Consider the following 15,346-nt stretch of genomic DNA (forward strand, 5'->3'; position numbering starts at 1 on the left):
TCAATGCGACATCGAAGGTCCGCCTCCGCGCCGCGGCTTAGTCGTCCATACCAGCACGGCTAGCAACGCGAACGCGACGCAAGAAAGGCGGAAAAAGTCGTTCGTCGCCATCATGTAGCCCTGTTGTGTGACGGTGTCGTTCAACTGGGCCGTCAGGCTGTTGCCCGCCATGCCGAGGGCCGCGAGCGCATCGCGATAGGCGCTCGTGTTCGGCGAATAGAGGCTGACCGACTCCGATAGCACGGCGTGATGATAGATCGCGTCGTTCTCCCAATAGGTCGTGCTGATGGCGGTGCCAATCGCGCCCGCCAGCGTGCGCAGAAAGTTCGACAGCCCTGACGCGCTTGCGAGCCGCTCGTCGGGAATGCTCGATAAGGTGATCGTCGTCATCGGCACGAAAAAGCAAGCCACGCCGATGCCTTGAACGAGACGCGGCAGGATCACGTGATTGAACGGCACGTCGAGCGTGAACGTTGAATTCCAAAGCGAGACGACGGCGAAGACTGTAAACGCGATACTCGCGACCATCCGCAGGTCGAGCCGGTGCATATTGCGCCCGATGAGCGGAGACAAGACGAGCGCGAGCAGCCCGACCGGTGCCGTCGCGAGCCCCGCGAGCCCGGCCGTGTAGCCCATGACCGTCTGGAGCCAGAGCGGAAAGACCACGACCGAGCCGAAGAACGCCATGTAGCCGAAGAAAATGATGAGGGCGCCGAGTGCGAAGTTGCGGTCCTTGAACAGCGTCAGGTCGATGACGGGCGTCTTTTCGGTAATCTCCCACGCGAGCAGGAAGGCAATCGCGACGGCCGCGGTGAGCGCAAGCGTGACGATGAACGTCGAGCTGAACCAGTCGCGATCCTTGCCGAGATCGAGCATCATCTGCAGCGAGCCGACCCCGATCACGAGCAAGCCGAGCCCTATCGCGTCGATGCGTTGCTTCGCCGTCCTGGTCTCGCGTCCGCGCAGCAGAAAGAAGGCTGTCGCGGCCGAGATCAGGCCGATCGGCAGGTTGATATAGAAGATCCACGGCCAGCTGTAGTTATCGGTAATCCAGCCGCCCATCACCGGCCCGAAGATCGGCGCGACGATCACCGTCATCGCCCAGAGACCGAGCGCGAGCCCTCTCTTGCTCGGCGGATAGCTGCGCATCAGGATCGTCTGAGAGAGCGGCACCATCGGCCCCGACACGAGTCCTTGAATGAGGCGGAATGCGATCAGCGATTCGAAATTCGCGGCGAGGCCGCAAAGCGCCGAGGCGATCGTGAATGCGAGGACCGACAGTGTGAAAAGTCGCACCTCGCCGACGCGGCGCGCGAGCCATCCCGTCAGCGGCACGGCGATTGCCGCGGCGACGGAGTACGATGAAATGACCCAGGTTCCGTCGCTGGCCGCCACGCCGAGCGTGCCCGAGATCGTCGGCACGGCGACGTTGGCAATGGAAGTGTCGAGCACCTCCATGAAGGTGCCGAAAGCAAGGCCGACCGTCAGCAAGGCAAGCGTCGCCCCTCGCAGCGGCCTCGCCGCCGCGGAAGTGCCGGGCGAAGCCGAGCCCTGCGCGGCGCCCTCGGTAGCCGCGTCCGTCATTTGCGCTCTCCTTTTATTGCTTGTTTTTTGATGCGTGCTCTGCCGCGATGCGCAAGCATCCACTACCTAACGCAACGGTCGCACTATCGTCTCGTTTTGTTGCTGTGTCAATAGTCTTCTATGCAAGCAATAGCATATCTATAGTACGCAGCACGCAGCCAGCCGCTCTCCGATGTAACGTGCAGTAACCCAGCCGACAAACGGCTTGCGATACCATCGCCGCATAGCACCGACAGATATTCGCATGCCGCTTCATCGAAAACCTGCGGCTGCCGCCGCTCCGCTACGGACAACCGCGGCGCCGACTCGAGCAAACCGCTCAGGAAAAACCGTCTCCGCGCGCGCCGTGACGTTGATCGCCGCGGCTGCCGTCACGCTCGGCGGCTGCGCCGTCGGCCCCGACTACAAGCGGCCCGACACGCCGATGCCCGCGTCTTTCAAGGAAGCGCCCCCGGGTTGGAAGGTGGCTGAGCCGTCCGACCACGCCGATCGCGGCCCCTGGTGGTCCGTCTACCATGACGAACGGCTCGACGCGCTGATGGACAAGCTCGATTCGGCAAATCAGTCCATCGCGCAATTCGCGGCCGCGTATCGCCAGGCGCGCGCGCTCGTCGCCGAAGCGCGGGCAGCTTACTTCCCGATCATCGGAGCCTCGGCCAGCGCGACGCGCTCGGGACAGCAGTTGTCTAGCTCGTCGAGCTTCCTGGCGTCGAGCGGATCGAGATCGCGGATCAGCAACAATTTCGACGTGTCGCTCGACGCGACATGGGAGCCCGACCTCTGGGGCAAGGTCAGCCGCACGGTCAGCGCCGAGCGCGCGGGCGAGCAGGGTGCGGCCGCCGATCTCGCCAATGCGAGGCTGTCCGCCCAGGCGACGCTCGCGCAAACCTATTTTCAGCTGCGCGAGGCCGATTCGCTGCAGCAGCTCCTCGACGACACTGTCAGCGCCTACACCGCGGCGCTCAAGCTGACGCAGAATCAGTACGCGGCGGGCGTCGCCGCTCGCTCGGACGTGATTCAGGCACAAACTCAGCTTCAGTCGGCACAGGCCGCGGCAATCGAAAACGGCGTCGCGCGCGCGCAAGAAGAGCATGCGATCGCCGTGCTCGTCGGCGAGCCCGCGTCGACGTTCTCGACTCCGCGCATTCCGCTCGATGCCGAGCCCCCGCGGGTGCCGCTCGAAGTGCCGTCGGCGCTACTCGAACGGCGGCCCGACATCGCCTCCGCCGAGCGCAGGGCTGCCGCGGCGAACGAGCAGATCGGCGTGGCCATGTCGGCCTTTTTTCCGACACTCACGCTTTCGGCGCAGGGCGGTTTCCAGAACTCTATCTTCTCGAAACTGTTCACGCTGCCCTCGCGGTTTTGGACGGTCGGGCCGTCGCTGGCGGCGACGCTCTTCGATGCGGGCTTGAGGCACGCGCAGACGGAAGCCGCGCGCGCCGCCTACGATCAGCAAGTGGCGACCTACCGGCAGGCCGTTCTCACCGCCTTCCAGGACGTCGAAGACAACCTCGCTTCCCAACGCATCCTGGCTCAGGAGATCGTCGTCCAGCGACAGGCCGTGGCTTCGGCGCAGCAAGCGCTCGCCATCGTGACGAACGAGTACAAGGCCGGAACGGTCGGCTATGTGAACGTGTTGACCGCGCAAACGACGGCTTTTACCGCCGAGCAAAAGCTCGCGACGCTCGCGGGGCAACGGATGGTATCGTCGGTAGGCCTCGTGAAGGCGCTCGGCGGCGGCTGGAACGTCGCGCAGCTGGATCACGTCGACGGGAAGGCGGACTAGTGACAGGGCACCAGGGCGCGGAGGTGCCGCCCCTGGCCCGCTTCAGCGCCTGTAATCGAGGGAAACGGTGCCTGGCCCCATCGGCCGTCCGAGCAGGTTCAGTAGACCGGACAGGTTGTCGCGCGCTTCGGGCGTCGAGCTCGCCTCGCCGTGAAACGACGTGCCGCTGCCCGCGATCGTCCCGTGTCCGCTGAGCAGTAGCGGGCCTTTGAGCGTCGAAAGGTCGAGCGTCGACGCCGCACCCTGAGCCTGCAGCACCACGCGGTACGAGCCGAGCGGCTTCACCGGCGACACGCGCGAAATCATGTCCTCGAGCGTGATCGTGAGCCCGCCGAAGGCATTGCCGCGGATCAAGTGCCATTGCGTCCACGTTACGTGGATATCGCCTTGCAGATCGAGCGTATTGAACGGCGCGCCGAGCCCCGAAAGCAGCGCGGCGGGCGATTTGATGCCGCCAGCCGAAACCGTCGCGCCGTCGAACGAGGCGTCGATGTGGACCGGATCCGGCATCGCGTCGCTCAGCAGCAATTGCATGCTCACACGGCCGGCGAAGAGCGGCCAGAACGCCGTATGCCACTCGACGCGACCCGGCAAGACCGTGGCCGCGCTCGCATCCGGGCCGGCTGCGAGCATCAGCGTGGCCGAGCCGTGCCATAGCGATCCGGACGGCTCGATCAGATTGACGTGCCCCTGCGTGGCGCGCGCGAAGCGCGGCGTCACCCACGAGGCCGGCAGCAACACGACGAGCACGATCACGCACGAAACGAAGGCGATCGCGAGCCACGGCAGCGCGGTCCCGATACGGCGCATCCAGACGCTCATGCGCGGCCATCCGATCGAGCGAGGCCTGCTCGGGCGAATGCGCTGTGCATCGATCAGCGGCCCGGCCGCACGACGGCCGGCTGCAGCGTGGCCGTCACGTCGACTTGCCCGTCAGCCTTCGCGGCCGTCGCATGCAACTCCGACACCTGCACCTTGAACTGCTTGCGCGTGGCGTCGAGCCAAGTCGTCCAGGCGGCGAACGAGGCGTTCTTGAGGCTGACACGGACGGCCTCACCGGCAATCTGCACTTGAGGATCGCCGAAGCCGGCCTGGGCGAGCGACGCGGCGACCGCATCCTTCAGCGCGTTGCCGGTAGGCGCCACGCCCTGCGCCGCCGGCGCGAGCGCGCGCGCTTCATCCGCTTCCGCCGTCATCTGCGCGAGCTCGCGCTGCATCGTGGGCAATTGCTCGCGCAGCTCCGCGCGACCCTGCTGCGCCGGCGCCCACAGCAGCGAGTAGGCGATGACGACGCCGAGAACGGCGCCGCCCCATGTGATGATCATCTTCTCGCGCGCGGTTCGCACTGCCCAGAAGCCGGACCAGGCGTCGGTGATTGCGGTAGTCGTCTTCATTGTCCCGGGTTCCTGTTCTTGATCGCCCACTTGCCCGTGCCGCTATCGAGTTCCCCCGCGAGTCCGCTTTGCGCGAGCCGCTTCGTAAAGTCGGGATCGGCGCTCACCTGCGGCTTGAACGTGAGGTCGAGCCGGCGATCGTGGTAATCGAGCGCCGCAATGCCGTTCACAGGAAGCGGCCCGAGCGAACGCGCAAGCCGTGCGGCAAGCGAGAGAAAATCGTCGGGCGAGAGCTGACCCGACGCGAGCCGCAGCCGATCGAGCTGCGATTTCATCTGCGCGGGCGCATCGAGCACGACCGTCGTTTTCGGAAACGCATTCAGCAACAGCTCCGTCATCTGCGCGTTGAGCGCGTCGCGCTCGCGCGCCATCACGATCCACTGCACGTTCGCGCCGATCACCGCCACGAGCAGCGCTGCCACGCCGAGTCCGATCGGTACGCGCAGCCGCCTCACGGTCGCACGGTCGAGCCGCCAGGGGCGCGATTCGAACTCGAACTGGCAGAGGTCGAGCCGCGACGCGATGGCCGCGCGCGCCAGTGCCTCGAACGGCAACGGCTTGGCGCCGGCCGGCAGTACGATGCGCGCGTCGGAAGAGGCCCTGCCGAACATGGGCAGCGCCGCATGCGGCGCCAGCGCCGGTTCGGCCCCGGGCACGTCGGTCAGCTCGAACACGTCGAGCGGCGTATCGCCGGCCAGCGCTGAAAGCGTCGCCTCGAGAGCCGAGGCCGGCACGGCCAGCCCTTCGCCGAGCGAGCCGCGCGCGATCGCAACCTCGACGCGCGGATCGGCGGAAGCGAGCGGCGCGGACGATGGCGACGGCGCCTCGGGAACAACCGACGCGGCTCCGGCGGCGGCGTCGGCGAGAATCGCCTGCGCCGTTTCGCGAACCGTGCCGAGCACGGCTACGACGAGCGAAGCGGGGGAAAGGAGCGGCGATTCAGGCTGAGAGGCCGCGGCCGCGCCCGCCTCGCCGCCGGCAAGCGCCGCAGCGACCGGGGGCTCGTCCTGCCCGCCGATTGCGCCGCTTTCGGCCAAGCCACCGGGTGCGGACTGCGCCGCGGGCAAGCAACGCGTGACCGGCACCGCGCGCAAGTTGCGGTGCCCGGCCGCCGCGAAGGCTTCGACGAGGAAACGAAACCAGCCGCGATCGATCACGGCGAGCACGCGCGAGCCGTCGGCGAGCGGTTGCGGATCGAGCGCAATATGACAGGTCTGCGGATCCTGGATCATCTGATCCTCGACGACGTTCGGCAGCGCCTGCTTGAGCCGCTGTCCCTTCAGCGGTGGCAACGACGCCGATAACATCAGAACGTCGCGGGCTGCGACGATCAGCACCGTCGTCGCGGCGCGCGGCAGGAACGCAAGCCCTGCCCGGCCCGCGCGCTCCTTGCGGCCGCTTTTGTCGAGCAGCAGGAACGGCATATCGGGCAGCAGCCATTCCTGCGACGGCACCGCCGGATCACGCGGCGGCAGAAAAACGATCAACGTGCTCAAAGGCCGTCTCTCCTAGGCTTAGCTTTGCGGGTGTTATGGTTGATCGCTCACGCGGACGACGCGCGTCGCATGCGTGAGCGGATCGCGATAAACGAGCGTCGTCCGGTCGACTTCGGCCCGTCGATGCTGCACGAGCCCATGCACAAAAAAATAGCTCGTTGTCACGTCGATGGGAACCTGACTCGAGGCGGCGTCCGTCGCTTGCGGCGCACCGGCGCCTCGCAAGGCCAACTCGATGTCGGCGCTGTTGCGAAAGAAGACGGTCTCCCGGCGCGAGACGAACGCCTGTGCGCTCGAGAGCGACATCCCGGGCACGATGGCCGCGACGACTTCGGCGGGCGCCGTATTCATGTTGACAGCGGTCTGCGTCGGCAACACGGTCACGAACGGGCGCAGGCGTGCGACCATTTCGGGCGTGAAGCCCGGCACGTCGAGAAGCGAATCGACACTCGTCATCTGGAGCGCGGCCATGCTCGACTGGTCATTGCCTTCCTGAAGCCCCGGATTGTCGGTGAAGTTATTGCCGCCGACGATACCGCCGAGCTGCTGCGTCTGCCCTCCGCCGATCCCGTTCATCGGCGATTGGAATCGCGTCGCCGAACCCTGCAGGCCCGCGCGAACCTGCAGCGCGACGCGCCTTGCGAGCTGGCCGTCGTATCCGAGCGATTGCAAGAGCCGCTGAAATGCGAGGACCTGGGCGATGCTCACCTGCAGTGCGCCCGGTGCTGGAACCGAAACGAGATTGCGCAGGTTGAATTTGCCCTGGGCGTCTTCGATCGAGCCCGAGATGTAGGTATCTTCGCCTTGCCCGGCCTGCGCCTCGCCGATCTTGCCGAGAAAATCGGAGAGCCGCGTTCTCGCGATCGGTACCGCCCAGACGCCGCCGAGGTACGTGAAGGTCGGCGACGTGTCCGCCTCGGCGCGCAGGATGAGGCGCGTCCAGTCGAGCGCGCCGCGCGCGACCCATTGCGCCTGCGCGAGGAGGCGCTGGTTTTCGATGCGGCGCACCTGCACCTGTTGCCGCCAGAGAATACCCGCAACGAGAATGGCGGCGAGCGAGACGACGAGCAGTGCGCTGATGATGGCAGCGCCGCGTTCGTGCGTGCGTTGACGTCTTTTCACCGTCAGCCTCCGACCAGAAAGACGCGTGTGATCGGCGCGCGAAGCGATGGCGCGCCAATGCTGACTTCGAGTCCCTTGACCGCGCGATCGATCGGCGCATTGCCGAACTGTGGCACCTTGACATTGTTGTCGTTGCGGGCGATCTCGGTGGTCACGTCCTCCATTTGAGTCGTCCAGCCCGTACGTGGCACGAAAAGGCGCGCGTTGATCATGCCGACACCGCCGATGAGCGGCACCGCGCTCCAGTCCGTGCTTGCTCCCGACAACATGCGCCGCAGGGCGTCAGGCGTCCCGACGGGCGGCGACGCATAGCGTGTGACACGCCCACCGGCAACCTGATAGCGCACCACCTGCAATCGCGGCGGCTGCCCGCTCATGTCGAACCAGCGCACGATCTGCAGCGTGCCCCCGGCGACGGACACGGCCGGTTGGCCGACTTCGTCGTCGGTGGCCGCCTCGCGCGCATCGATGCGCACCTGATCGAAGAACTGCGCGAAGACACGCTCGTCTTCCATGGCGTTCGAGATGGTCTGCCGCGCGCGGACGATCTGCTCGAGACCGCGCCACGACAGCACGGCGATGACGGCGAGAATGGCGATCGCCACCATGAGCTCGATGAGCGTGAAGCCGCGTGCGCGACTCGCGCGGCGCCGGCCGTCAGAGCGCACGGTTCGTCTCATTCGGCACCACCGTCACGAGTTGAGCGAGGATGCCTTGCTCCCCTGGAATCGTCACCACGACCTCGACCCGCCTGAAAACGGGATTGGGCGTCGCGCTCACGCGCTCGGTACACAAGAGCGGCTGATTGCCCTGCGAGCAATCGAAGCTCTTCGAGCCGACCTCGGGCCATTCGCGCGACAAATAGAGCCGCGCGAGCGTATTGTCGGCGCTCCACCCCGCGAGCAGGCGCCGATGCAAACCCGCTTCGTCGCCCGCGAGCATCGCACTCGCGCGCAGCGCCGCGGCGAGCGCGATGGCGATAATCGCGAGCGCGACGAGCACCTCGATCATCGTGAAGCCGCGCGCGCGGGAGCAGGGTCGTGGGGGTCGTTTCATTCAGCCTCCCGCCGGGCCGCCCCAAGGGAGGCTGACGCCCCCTCGCGACCCGCAGGTGCGCCGCAGGCGCGCCCAGGAAGTCCCCGTGTGGGAGGGGGCAGCGAACGAAGTGAGCGTGGGGGTCGTTTCATTCACCGCACCTCGTAGCGGCCGTTGCCGGTGCCGACGATCGTAGCGCGCCCGACAGCCGAGTAGAGTGTGACCGTCACGGCGGCCCCGATGCTCTCCACGCCGAACACGAGCCGATCCGGGTGCAGATCCGAGCCCGGGTAATCGATCGACACGTCAGTCACGCCGCCTTCCCAGCGCCGCTCGCGCAACAGCTCGTCGCGCTGCAGCGGCCGCCAGCCATCCTGCGTGCGAACGTCGAAGCGGAATCCGCCCGCGACCGGCTCCCATGCGATCGGGCGCGAACGCACCTGCGCTTCGTCCGTCGCCGATTCGAAAAGCAGCGCAAGGCGTTGCGCCTCCTCATTGAGGTCGGTGCGCGGATTGCGCGTGAGCGAAATCGACGCGAGCGAGACGAGCAGGCCAGCGATCACGAGCACGACGAGCATCTCGAGCAACGTGAATCCCGCGTGGCGCGAAGTCTTCATCGAGACGACACCTTATTGCCACGAACCGACGTCGGAATCGTTGCCATCGCCGCCCGGCTTGCCGTCGGCACCGTAACTGAACACGTCGATTTCGCCGTGCACGCCGGGATTCAGGTATTGATAGGGATGCCCCCACGGATCGTTCGGCAGCTTTTCCAGGTAGCCGCCCTCTTTCCAATTGTTCGGCACCGGATCCGTCGTCGGCTTCTGGACGAGCGCCGGCAGGCCCTGGTCCTGGGTCGGATAGCGGCCGTTGTCGAGCCGGTACAGATTGAGCGCCTGCATGATTGAGCCGATATCCTGCTTCGCCGCGACACGGCGTGCTTCATCAGGCCGGCTCATGATCTTCGGCACGATCAGCGCGGCGAGAATGCCGAGGATCGCGATCACGACCATGATCTCGATCAGCGTGAAGCCGCGGTGGCGCCGCGTGCGCGACGCGGCAATCTCGTTACGGCGTTGGGTCCACCTTTGCATCGTTCCTACCTCGTTCGAAAATGGGTTCAGAATCTGGCCGCGTGGCACGGCATTCGATTCGGCCGCTGATTGTAATGCGCGGCTCAAAGCGCCACGCCGTTACGCGCAAATGCAGGAATAATCCGTACAATACTGCGCATGAACTCCTTACATGTCCGTCTGCTCTCTTTAGTCATGTTCGCGGTTTTCTGCGCGACGCTGACCTATTGGGTCGTCGTGCTGAGCGCGCGCCCACCCGCGCCGCCGCGCGCCGCCGCCGTCGAACAGACCGCGTCGGTCGACGACGCCGCGACGCTTTTCGGCGGCAAGCTCACGCCCGCGATCAACCGCGCCATCAAAGTCTTCGGCATCCTTTCGCTGAGGGAAGGCGCCGCGGCGATCGTCAGCGTTGGCGACGAACCGCCCCATGCGATTTCGCTCGGCGGCAGCCTCGGCGACGACAGCAAGCTCGCCGAAGTGCGCGCGCGATCGATCGTCATCGATCACAACGGTGCACGCTCCGAAGTCTTCCTGCCCGCGAACACCGGCGGCGGCCCGACCATCTACGTTCGCTGACGAGCCGCTGGGCCCTGGGGCTCCAGCGCATGGAGCCCCCCCGTCCCGTTTCCCCGGTGTCCTCGCTCGGGAATGCGGGGCAGTCACTGCACCATATTGTTCAAGTCGATGATCGGCAGCATGACTGCCAGCACGATCACGAGCACCACGCCGCCCATCGCCAGAATCAACAGCGGCTCCAGCAAACTCGTCATGAACATCGTGCGCCGCTCGAGCTCACGCGCCTCGCCTTCGGCCGCGCGATCGAGCATGGTCGTCACGTCGCCCGTCGCCTCGCCTGAGCGGATCAAATGCACGAGCACGGGCGGAAACGTCTTCGTGTTCCCGAGCGAGCGCGAGAGCGACGTACCCTCTCTCACGCGCACGATCGCCTCGTCGATGTTGCCCCGCATCGCGCGGTTGTTGAGCGTCTCGCCCGCGGCCTGCAGCGCGCGCAGGATCGGCACGCCGGCAGCGGTCAAAATCGCCAGCGTGCTCGCAAAGCGGACCGTGTTGTAGCCGCGCACGAGCTTGCCCGCGAGCGGCGCCGTCAGCAGCCATCGGTCGAAGGCGAGCCGCGGCCCCGCTTGCGCGAGCACCGCGCGCACGAGGTAGACGACGACGGCCACGCCGATCAGAATCGCCCACCACCAGTGCCGCACGAAGCCCGAGAGCGCCATCATCATGACGGTCAGGATCGGCAGCTGCTGCTTCGTACTCGCGAATACGTTCACGACTTGCGGCACCACATAGCTGAGCAGAAATGTCACGATCCCGAAAGCGATGACGGTGACGACGGCCGGATACGTGAACGCAAGCACGATCTTTTGCTTGAGCGCATTGCGGCCTTCGATGTAGTCCGCAAGCCGCGACAGGACGAGCCCGAGCTTGCCCGTATGCTCGCCGGCCGCGACGAGCGCGCGATAGATATCGGGAAAATCGCGCGGATGCTGCGCGAGCGCATTGGCGAGCGAGTGGCCGCCCAGCACTTCGGCGCGAATCGCCGCCACGAGCTCGCGGATGTAGTCGCGCTCGGCTTGCTCGGTCAATACCGAAAGCGCCTCGTCGAGCGGCAAGCCGGCGATGAGCAAGCTCGCGAGCTGCCGCGTGAGAATCGCCTGCTCGCGCGAGGAGAGCTTGCGCCCGAGCGCGAGGCGCCGGCTGCGCTCGCCGCGCGCGGCGCTGCCGGCCGGCTCCACGACGAGCGGCGTCAAACCCTGCGTGCGCAATTGCGAGCGGGCCGAGCGCGCGCTATCGGCATCGAGCACGCCCTTTTGCGCCTGGCCCGCCGTGTCGATCGCTTCGAAGCGAAATGCCGGCATGCTCCTTACGCTCCCCCAGTCACGCGCAAGAGCTCTTCGAGCGAGGTCAAGCCCGAGGCGATCCAGCGCTCGCCGTCCTCGCGCAGCGTGCGCATGCCGCGCTCGCGGCCGGCCGCGAGAATCTCCGCGTCGGCTGCGTTGTGGTGAATCATCGTGCGGACCGCATCGTCGATGACGAGCAGCTCGTAGACGCCGCGCCGCCCCGCGTAGCCAGATCGCCCGCATTTGTCGCAGCCCACGGGATGCCAATGCCGACGGCCATCCTCGACGCGCTCCTCCTTGCATGCGGGGCATAGCCGCCGCACGAGCCGCTGCGCAAGCACGCCGAGCAGCGAGGAAGCGAGCAGATAGGGCTCGACGCCCATGTCGGTCAAACGCGTGACGGCCGAGGCGGCATCGTTCGTGTGCAGCGTCGCCAGCACGAGGTGACCCGTCAGCGAGGCCTGCACGGCAATTTGCGCCGTTTCGAGATCGCGAATCTCGCCGATCATGATGACGTCCGGGTCTTGACGAAGGATCGAGCGCAACGCGCGCGCGAACGTCATGCCGATGCGCTCGTTGACCTGCGTCTGGCCGATACCCGAGAGGTCATACTCGATCGGGTCCTCGACCGTCATGATGTTCGTCGTCGTCGTCTCGAGCCGCGAGAGCGACGCATAGAGCGTCGTCGTCTTGCCCGAGCCCGTCGGTCCCGTCACGAGAACGATGCCGTGCGGCCGCGAGATCAGCTTGTCGAACTGATCGAGCGTATCGGGCCCCATGCCGAGCGCCTCGAGATTCAGGTGCTGCGCATCCTTTTCGAGCAGACGCAGGACGGCGCGTTCGCCATGCCCCGTCGGCAGCGTCGAAACGCGGACATCGACGGGGCGGCCCGCCACGCGCAGCGTGATGCGGCCGTCCTGCGGCAACCGTTTCTCGGCGATATCGAGCTGCGCCATGATCTTGATGCGCGAAATCAGCGCGCCATGCAGCGCCTTTTTCGGACGCACGACATCGCGCAACGTGCCATCCACGCGGAAGCGCACGACCGACGCATTTTCGAACGGCTCGATGTGGATATCCGATGCGTGCTCGCGCGCCGCCTGCGTGAGCAGCGCGTTGATCATGCGGATGATCGGCGCGTCGTCTTCGGATTCCAGCAGGTCCTCGACTTCGGGAATGTCCTGCATCAGGCGCGACAGATCGACTTCGCCTTCCACCTCGCCGACGATTTGCGCCGCGCTGCCGTCGTTGCGCGCATACGCTTGATTGATCGCCTGCGCGAGTTCGTCGGCCGGCAGCCGCACGGCCGTCAGTGCACCTAAATTACGGGCAACCTCGGCGAGCGCCGCGTCGCTCGTGCGTTCGCTGACCCATACTTCGACGCCTTCGGGGCGCTGATGGGCGACAAGAATCTGGCCGTTGCGCGCGAAGGCGTACGGCACGAGGCGCGCGGCAAGCGGCGAGAGTGCCTCCCGCTCGAGAACCGGCTGTGGCGCTACGCTAGTGCTCATGGTCTTGACGATGTGAAGTCGATCGCGGAGTTGCCCCCGGCGCTTTTACCGGTACCGGGTGCGACGCCGGGTTGGCTCGAGGTCGGCGCGGCCGGCGCCGGCGGCGGCGCCACTTGGGGCGCGGGTGCCACCGTACCAGCCGGCGGGGGAGGCGCGAACTGCTGGCGCCGCATCTTGTCGAGGTCGAAAAGATTCGTCGCGGGTGCGCCACCTTCGTTCGGGCCGGCCGGAATCGGCGGCACCACCGGGTCGTCCTTGTCGCGGATGACCCTGTTGTCCGACCGATATGCGCCCGTGACGCCCTGGATATAGTCGTAACGGTTCTCCGTCACGGCCCGCGCGGTCTCGCTGTCGCCAATGATGACAGGCCGCAGGAACACCATCAGGTTCGTCTTCTGACGAGTCTTGCCCTCGGAGCGGAACAACTGGCCGATCCACGGAATGTCGCCGAGCAGCGGCACCTTGTTGTTCGAGACCTGGTAGTTGTCCTGCATGAGACCGCCGAGCACGATGATCTCGCCATTGTCCGCAAGCACGGTCGACTCCACCGAACGCTTGGTGAAGGTCGGACCGGTCACCGAGGTCTGGGTGCCCGCGAGCACCGCCGAATCTTCCGTGTAGATCTGCAGCTTGAGGATTCCGCCGTCGGTAATCTGCGGCTTCACGTGCAGCGTGAGACCGACGTCGCGACGATCATACGTGTTGAACGCGGTGTTTCCCGTGCCGCTCGTCAGGTTCGTGTATTGACCCGTCGGGATAGGCACGTTCTGGCCGACGATGATCTGCGCCTCCTGGTTGTCGAGCGTGACGAGGTTTGGTGTCGACAGCACGTTCGCGTCGCTCGTGCCGGAAAAGTACTGCAGCAAGCCGGAGAGGCCCTGCACACCGAACATATTGCGCAGCCAGCCGATATTGAGACCCTGGCCGCCCGTCCCTGTGGCGGCCAACGCCGCCGGCAAGCCATTCGTCGCAGCGGTGGCCGTCAGGTTAACGATGCTATTGCCGAGACCGCTCTGGCCGGTCGACAGGTTGGTGCCCCCATAGAGCGCCCCCGTCGCGACCTGCCATTGAATGCCGAGATTCGCCTGGTTGGTCGCGGTGAGTTCGACGATGAGTGCCTCGATATAGACCTGCGGACGCCGCACGTCGAGCTGGTCGATCACCGCGCGCAGGTTGCGATAGACGGGATCCGATGCCGTGATGACCAGCGAGTTCGTCGCCGCATCCGCCTGGATCATGCCGCCAGCCGGGTTCTCCTCCGCGCCGCCGCCGCCTTGCGCCTGACCCAGAAAGCCGGCCTTGCCCAAGCCGCCGCCCGCCATGCCCCCCGACGAGCCCAACCCGCCGCCGCTGCTGCTGCCGAGCGATCCGCTATAAGACGAAGGAAGCGGAGGCGTGCCGGCCGTGCCGGTCGAGAGACCGCCTGCCGCGCCGCCGCCCGCATTGAACGTGTTGGCGTTGCTCGTTTCCGCGCTCGACGTGGCGCCTTCTCCGCCGCCTTTGCCCATCATGCCGCGCAGCGTCTTTGCGAGCGAGACCGCATCGGCGTTGCGCAGTCGAACGACGTGCATGTTCCCGGGCTCCGAGCTCGGCGCATCGAGTTGCTGCACGAGCTTTTTCGCCATCGCGAGCCGCGATTTGTTCGACGCGCGCAGCAACAGCGCATTGCTGCGCGGATCGGCCTGCACCGAGACCTTCAACGTTGCATCGGTGCTTCCGATCGCGCCGGGATCGAGCATCTTCGAGAGCGACTGGGCCATGTCGATCGCATTGGCGTTCTTCAGCGGCACGACTTCGACCTGCTGACCCGCCGCGCTGTCGACGCCGGCGATGATCGCGGCGATGCGCCGCACGTTGTCGGCGTAATCGGTCACGACGAGCGTGTTGTTCGCGGGGTAGGCCGCGATCGTGTTGTTCGGCGAGATCAACGGGCGCAGCACGGGCAGCAGGTTGTTCGCCGATTCGTGATGAAGCTCGAACACCTGCGTGATGACCTGATCGCCGCGCGCGGGCGTCGAATTGCCGACGTAGGTCGGCACGCCTTGCAGTTTGGCGTCCGCCTCGGGCACGACCTTGAGCACCCCGTGATCCTGCACGAGGGCGAAGCCTTGCATCCGCAGCGCGGATTCGAGCGTCTTGATCGCCTGATCCTCGGGGACCGGGTGTTCGGACACGAGGTTGAGCTGCCCCTTGACGCGCGGATCGACGATGATGGTCTTGCCGGTGGCGGCGCCGATCGCCTTCGCGACCTGATCGATGTCCGCGTTGACGAAGTTGAGCGAGACGTCCGCATACGCGAATCGTGTCGTCATCAAGCCCGCGATCAAGAACGCGGTGGCGATGCGGCGCAATGCCCTAGGGTTTCTTGTCATGGAATCAGAGTTGAATGCGAAAGCGATAAGCGGCTCTTCGCGGCAATCCACCGCGGCGCGCCGAAGCACGGCCCTTTCGGGCCGGTGCGCCGCCGCTGAAAAGCCGAACATTAG

14 protein-coding genes are annotated in these 15,346 nt (G+C 66.2%); 2 read left to right on the forward strand and 12 right to left on the reverse strand.

Translation table 11 applies throughout. The features are described from left to right. A complete protein-coding gene (locus B0G57_RS15660; RefSeq protein ID WP_018441332.1) occupies positions 1–1,584 on the reverse strand; it encodes a DHA2 family efflux MFS transporter permease subunit in 1,584 nt (527 codons plus the stop codon). Between the two features lie 244 nt (positions 1,585–1,828). Here B0G57_RS15660 and B0G57_RS15665 point away from each other — a divergent pair, with 244 nt between their 5' ends. Beyond that, positions 1,829–3,370: an efflux transporter outer membrane subunit gene (locus B0G57_RS15665; RefSeq protein ID WP_018441333.1), complete on the forward strand. Its 1,542-nt coding sequence runs from the start codon at positions 1,829–1,831 to the stop codon at positions 3,368–3,370. A 42-nt stretch (positions 3,371–3,412) separates the two neighbouring features. Here B0G57_RS15665 and B0G57_RS15670 read toward each other — a convergent pair whose 3' ends face one another. From B0G57_RS15670 to gspG, 8 genes are all read right to left on the reverse strand, one after another. Next, entirely contained in the window at positions 3,413–4,192 is a 780-nt protein-coding gene (locus tag B0G57_RS15670) for a type II secretion system protein N (protein WP_018441334.1), read from the reverse strand. 53 nt (positions 4,193–4,245) lie between these two features. After that, the gene (gspM, locus tag B0G57_RS15675; RefSeq protein ID WP_018441335.1) at positions 4,246–4,764 is read right to left on the reverse strand and encodes a type II secretion system protein GspM; all 519 of its coding nucleotides are present in this window, start codon (positions 4,762–4,764) and stop codon (positions 4,246–4,248) included. Next, a complete protein-coding gene (gene gspL, locus B0G57_RS15680; protein WP_020566255.1) occupies positions 4,761–6,260 on the reverse strand; it encodes a type II secretion system protein GspL in 1,500 nt (499 codons plus the stop codon). The genes gspM and gspL overlap by 4 nt, the downstream gene beginning before the upstream one ends. 33 nt (positions 6,261–6,293) lie before the next feature. Further along, the gene (gene gspK, locus B0G57_RS15685; RefSeq protein ID WP_018441337.1) at positions 6,294–7,382 is read right to left on the reverse strand and encodes a type II secretion system minor pseudopilin GspK; all 1,089 of its coding nucleotides are present in this window, start codon (positions 7,380–7,382) and stop codon (positions 6,294–6,296) included. A gap of 2 nt (positions 7,383–7,384) precedes the next feature. Continuing rightward, positions 7,385–8,062, reverse strand: a complete 678-nt coding sequence (locus tag B0G57_RS15690; protein ID WP_026229786.1) for a PulJ/GspJ family protein — start codon at positions 8,060–8,062, stop codon at positions 7,385–7,387. Then, positions 8,040–8,438: a type II secretion system minor pseudopilin GspI gene (gene gspI / locus B0G57_RS15695; protein WP_026229787.1), complete on the reverse strand. Its 399-nt coding sequence runs from the start codon at positions 8,436–8,438 to the stop codon at positions 8,040–8,042. The genes B0G57_RS15690 and gspI overlap by 23 nt, the downstream gene beginning before the upstream one ends. A 131-nt stretch (positions 8,439–8,569) precedes the next feature. Further along, positions 8,570–9,034, reverse strand: coding sequence for a GspH/FimT family pseudopilin (locus B0G57_RS15700; protein WP_018441340.1), 465 nt, complete (start codon positions 9,032–9,034; stop codon positions 8,570–8,572). Positions 9,035–9,046: 12 nt separating this feature from the next. Then, entirely contained in the window at positions 9,047–9,511 is a 465-nt protein-coding gene (gspG, locus tag B0G57_RS15705; RefSeq protein WP_018441341.1) for a type II secretion system major pseudopilin GspG, read from the reverse strand. A gap of 138 nt (positions 9,512–9,649) precedes the next feature. Between gspG and B0G57_RS15710 the strand changes: the two genes are divergently transcribed. Further along, complete coding sequence (locus B0G57_RS15710; RefSeq protein ID WP_026229788.1) at positions 9,650–10,066, forward strand: hypothetical protein; 417 nt, start codon at positions 9,650–9,652, stop codon at positions 10,064–10,066. An 83-nt stretch (positions 10,067–10,149) separates the two neighbouring features. Here B0G57_RS15710 and gspF read toward each other — a convergent pair whose 3' ends face one another. Genes gspF through gspD form a run of 3 tightly spaced genes read right to left on the reverse strand, consistent with a single transcriptional unit; the run spans position 10,150 to position 15,232 of the window. Continuing rightward, positions 10,150–11,367 (reverse strand): type II secretion system inner membrane protein GspF, encoded by a 1,218-nt coding sequence (gene gspF / locus B0G57_RS15715; protein ID WP_018441343.1) that lies wholly within the window; start codon positions 11,365–11,367, stop codon positions 10,150–10,152. Between the two features lie 5 nt (positions 11,368–11,372). Then, positions 11,373–12,860: a type II secretion system ATPase GspE gene (gspE, locus tag B0G57_RS15720; protein WP_018441344.1), complete on the reverse strand. Its 1,488-nt coding sequence runs from the start codon at positions 12,858–12,860 to the stop codon at positions 11,373–11,375. Beyond that, positions 12,857–15,232, reverse strand: coding sequence for a type II secretion system secretin GspD (gspD, locus tag B0G57_RS15725; protein ID WP_083925654.1), 2,376 nt, complete (start codon positions 15,230–15,232; stop codon positions 12,857–12,859). Before gspD ends, gspE begins: the two co-directional genes overlap by 4 nt. Between the last annotated feature and the right edge of the window lie 114 nt (positions 15,233–15,346).

The organism is Trinickia symbiotica, from assembly GCF_002934455.1.
In the GTDB taxonomy this organism is placed as follows: domain Bacteria; phylum Pseudomonadota; class Gammaproteobacteria; order Burkholderiales; family Burkholderiaceae; genus Trinickia; species Trinickia symbiotica.

Bases quoted from the DNA above. Each gene is read 5' to 3' on its own strand.
- gspM (WP_018441335.1), bottom strand. From the start codon at position 4,764: ATGAAGACGACTACCGCAATCACCGACGCCTGGTCCGGCTTCTGGGCA.
- B0G57_RS15690 (WP_026229786.1), bottom strand. From the start codon at position 8,062: ATGAGACGAACCGTGCGCTCTGACGGCCGGCGCCGCGCGAGTCGCGCA.
- gspE (WP_018441344.1), bottom strand. From the start codon at position 12,860: ATGAGCACTAGCGTAGCGCCACAGCCGGTTCTCGAGCGGGAGGCACTC.
- gspG (WP_018441341.1), bottom strand. From the start codon at position 9,511: ATGCAAAGGTGGACCCAACGCCGTAACGAGATTGCCGCGTCGCGCACG.
- gspF (WP_018441343.1), bottom strand. From the start codon at position 11,367: ATGCCGGCATTTCGCTTCGAAGCGATCGACACGGCGGGCCAGGCGCAA.
- B0G57_RS15700 (WP_018441340.1), bottom strand. From the start codon at position 9,034: ATGAAGACTTCGCGCCACGCGGGATTCACGTTGCTCGAGATGCTCGTC.
- gspD (WP_083925654.1), bottom strand. From the start codon at position 15,232: ATGACAAGAAACCCTAGGGCATTGCGCCGCATCGCCACCGCGTTCTTG.
- B0G57_RS15670 (WP_018441334.1), bottom strand. From the start codon at position 4,192: ATGAGCGTCTGGATGCGCCGTATCGGGACCGCGCTGCCGTGGCTCGCG.
- gspI (WP_026229787.1), bottom strand. From the start codon at position 8,438: ATGAAACGACCCCCACGACCCTGCTCCCGCGCGCGCGGCTTCACGATG.
- B0G57_RS15665 (WP_018441333.1), top strand. From the start codon at position 1,829: ATGCCGCTTCATCGAAAACCTGCGGCTGCCGCCGCTCCGCTACGGACA.
- B0G57_RS15660 (WP_018441332.1), bottom strand. From the start codon at position 1,584: ATGACGGACGCGGCTACCGAGGGCGCCGCGCAGGGCTCGGCTTCGCCC.
- B0G57_RS15710 (WP_026229788.1), top strand. From the start codon at position 9,650: ATGAACTCCTTACATGTCCGTCTGCTCTCTTTAGTCATGTTCGCGGTT.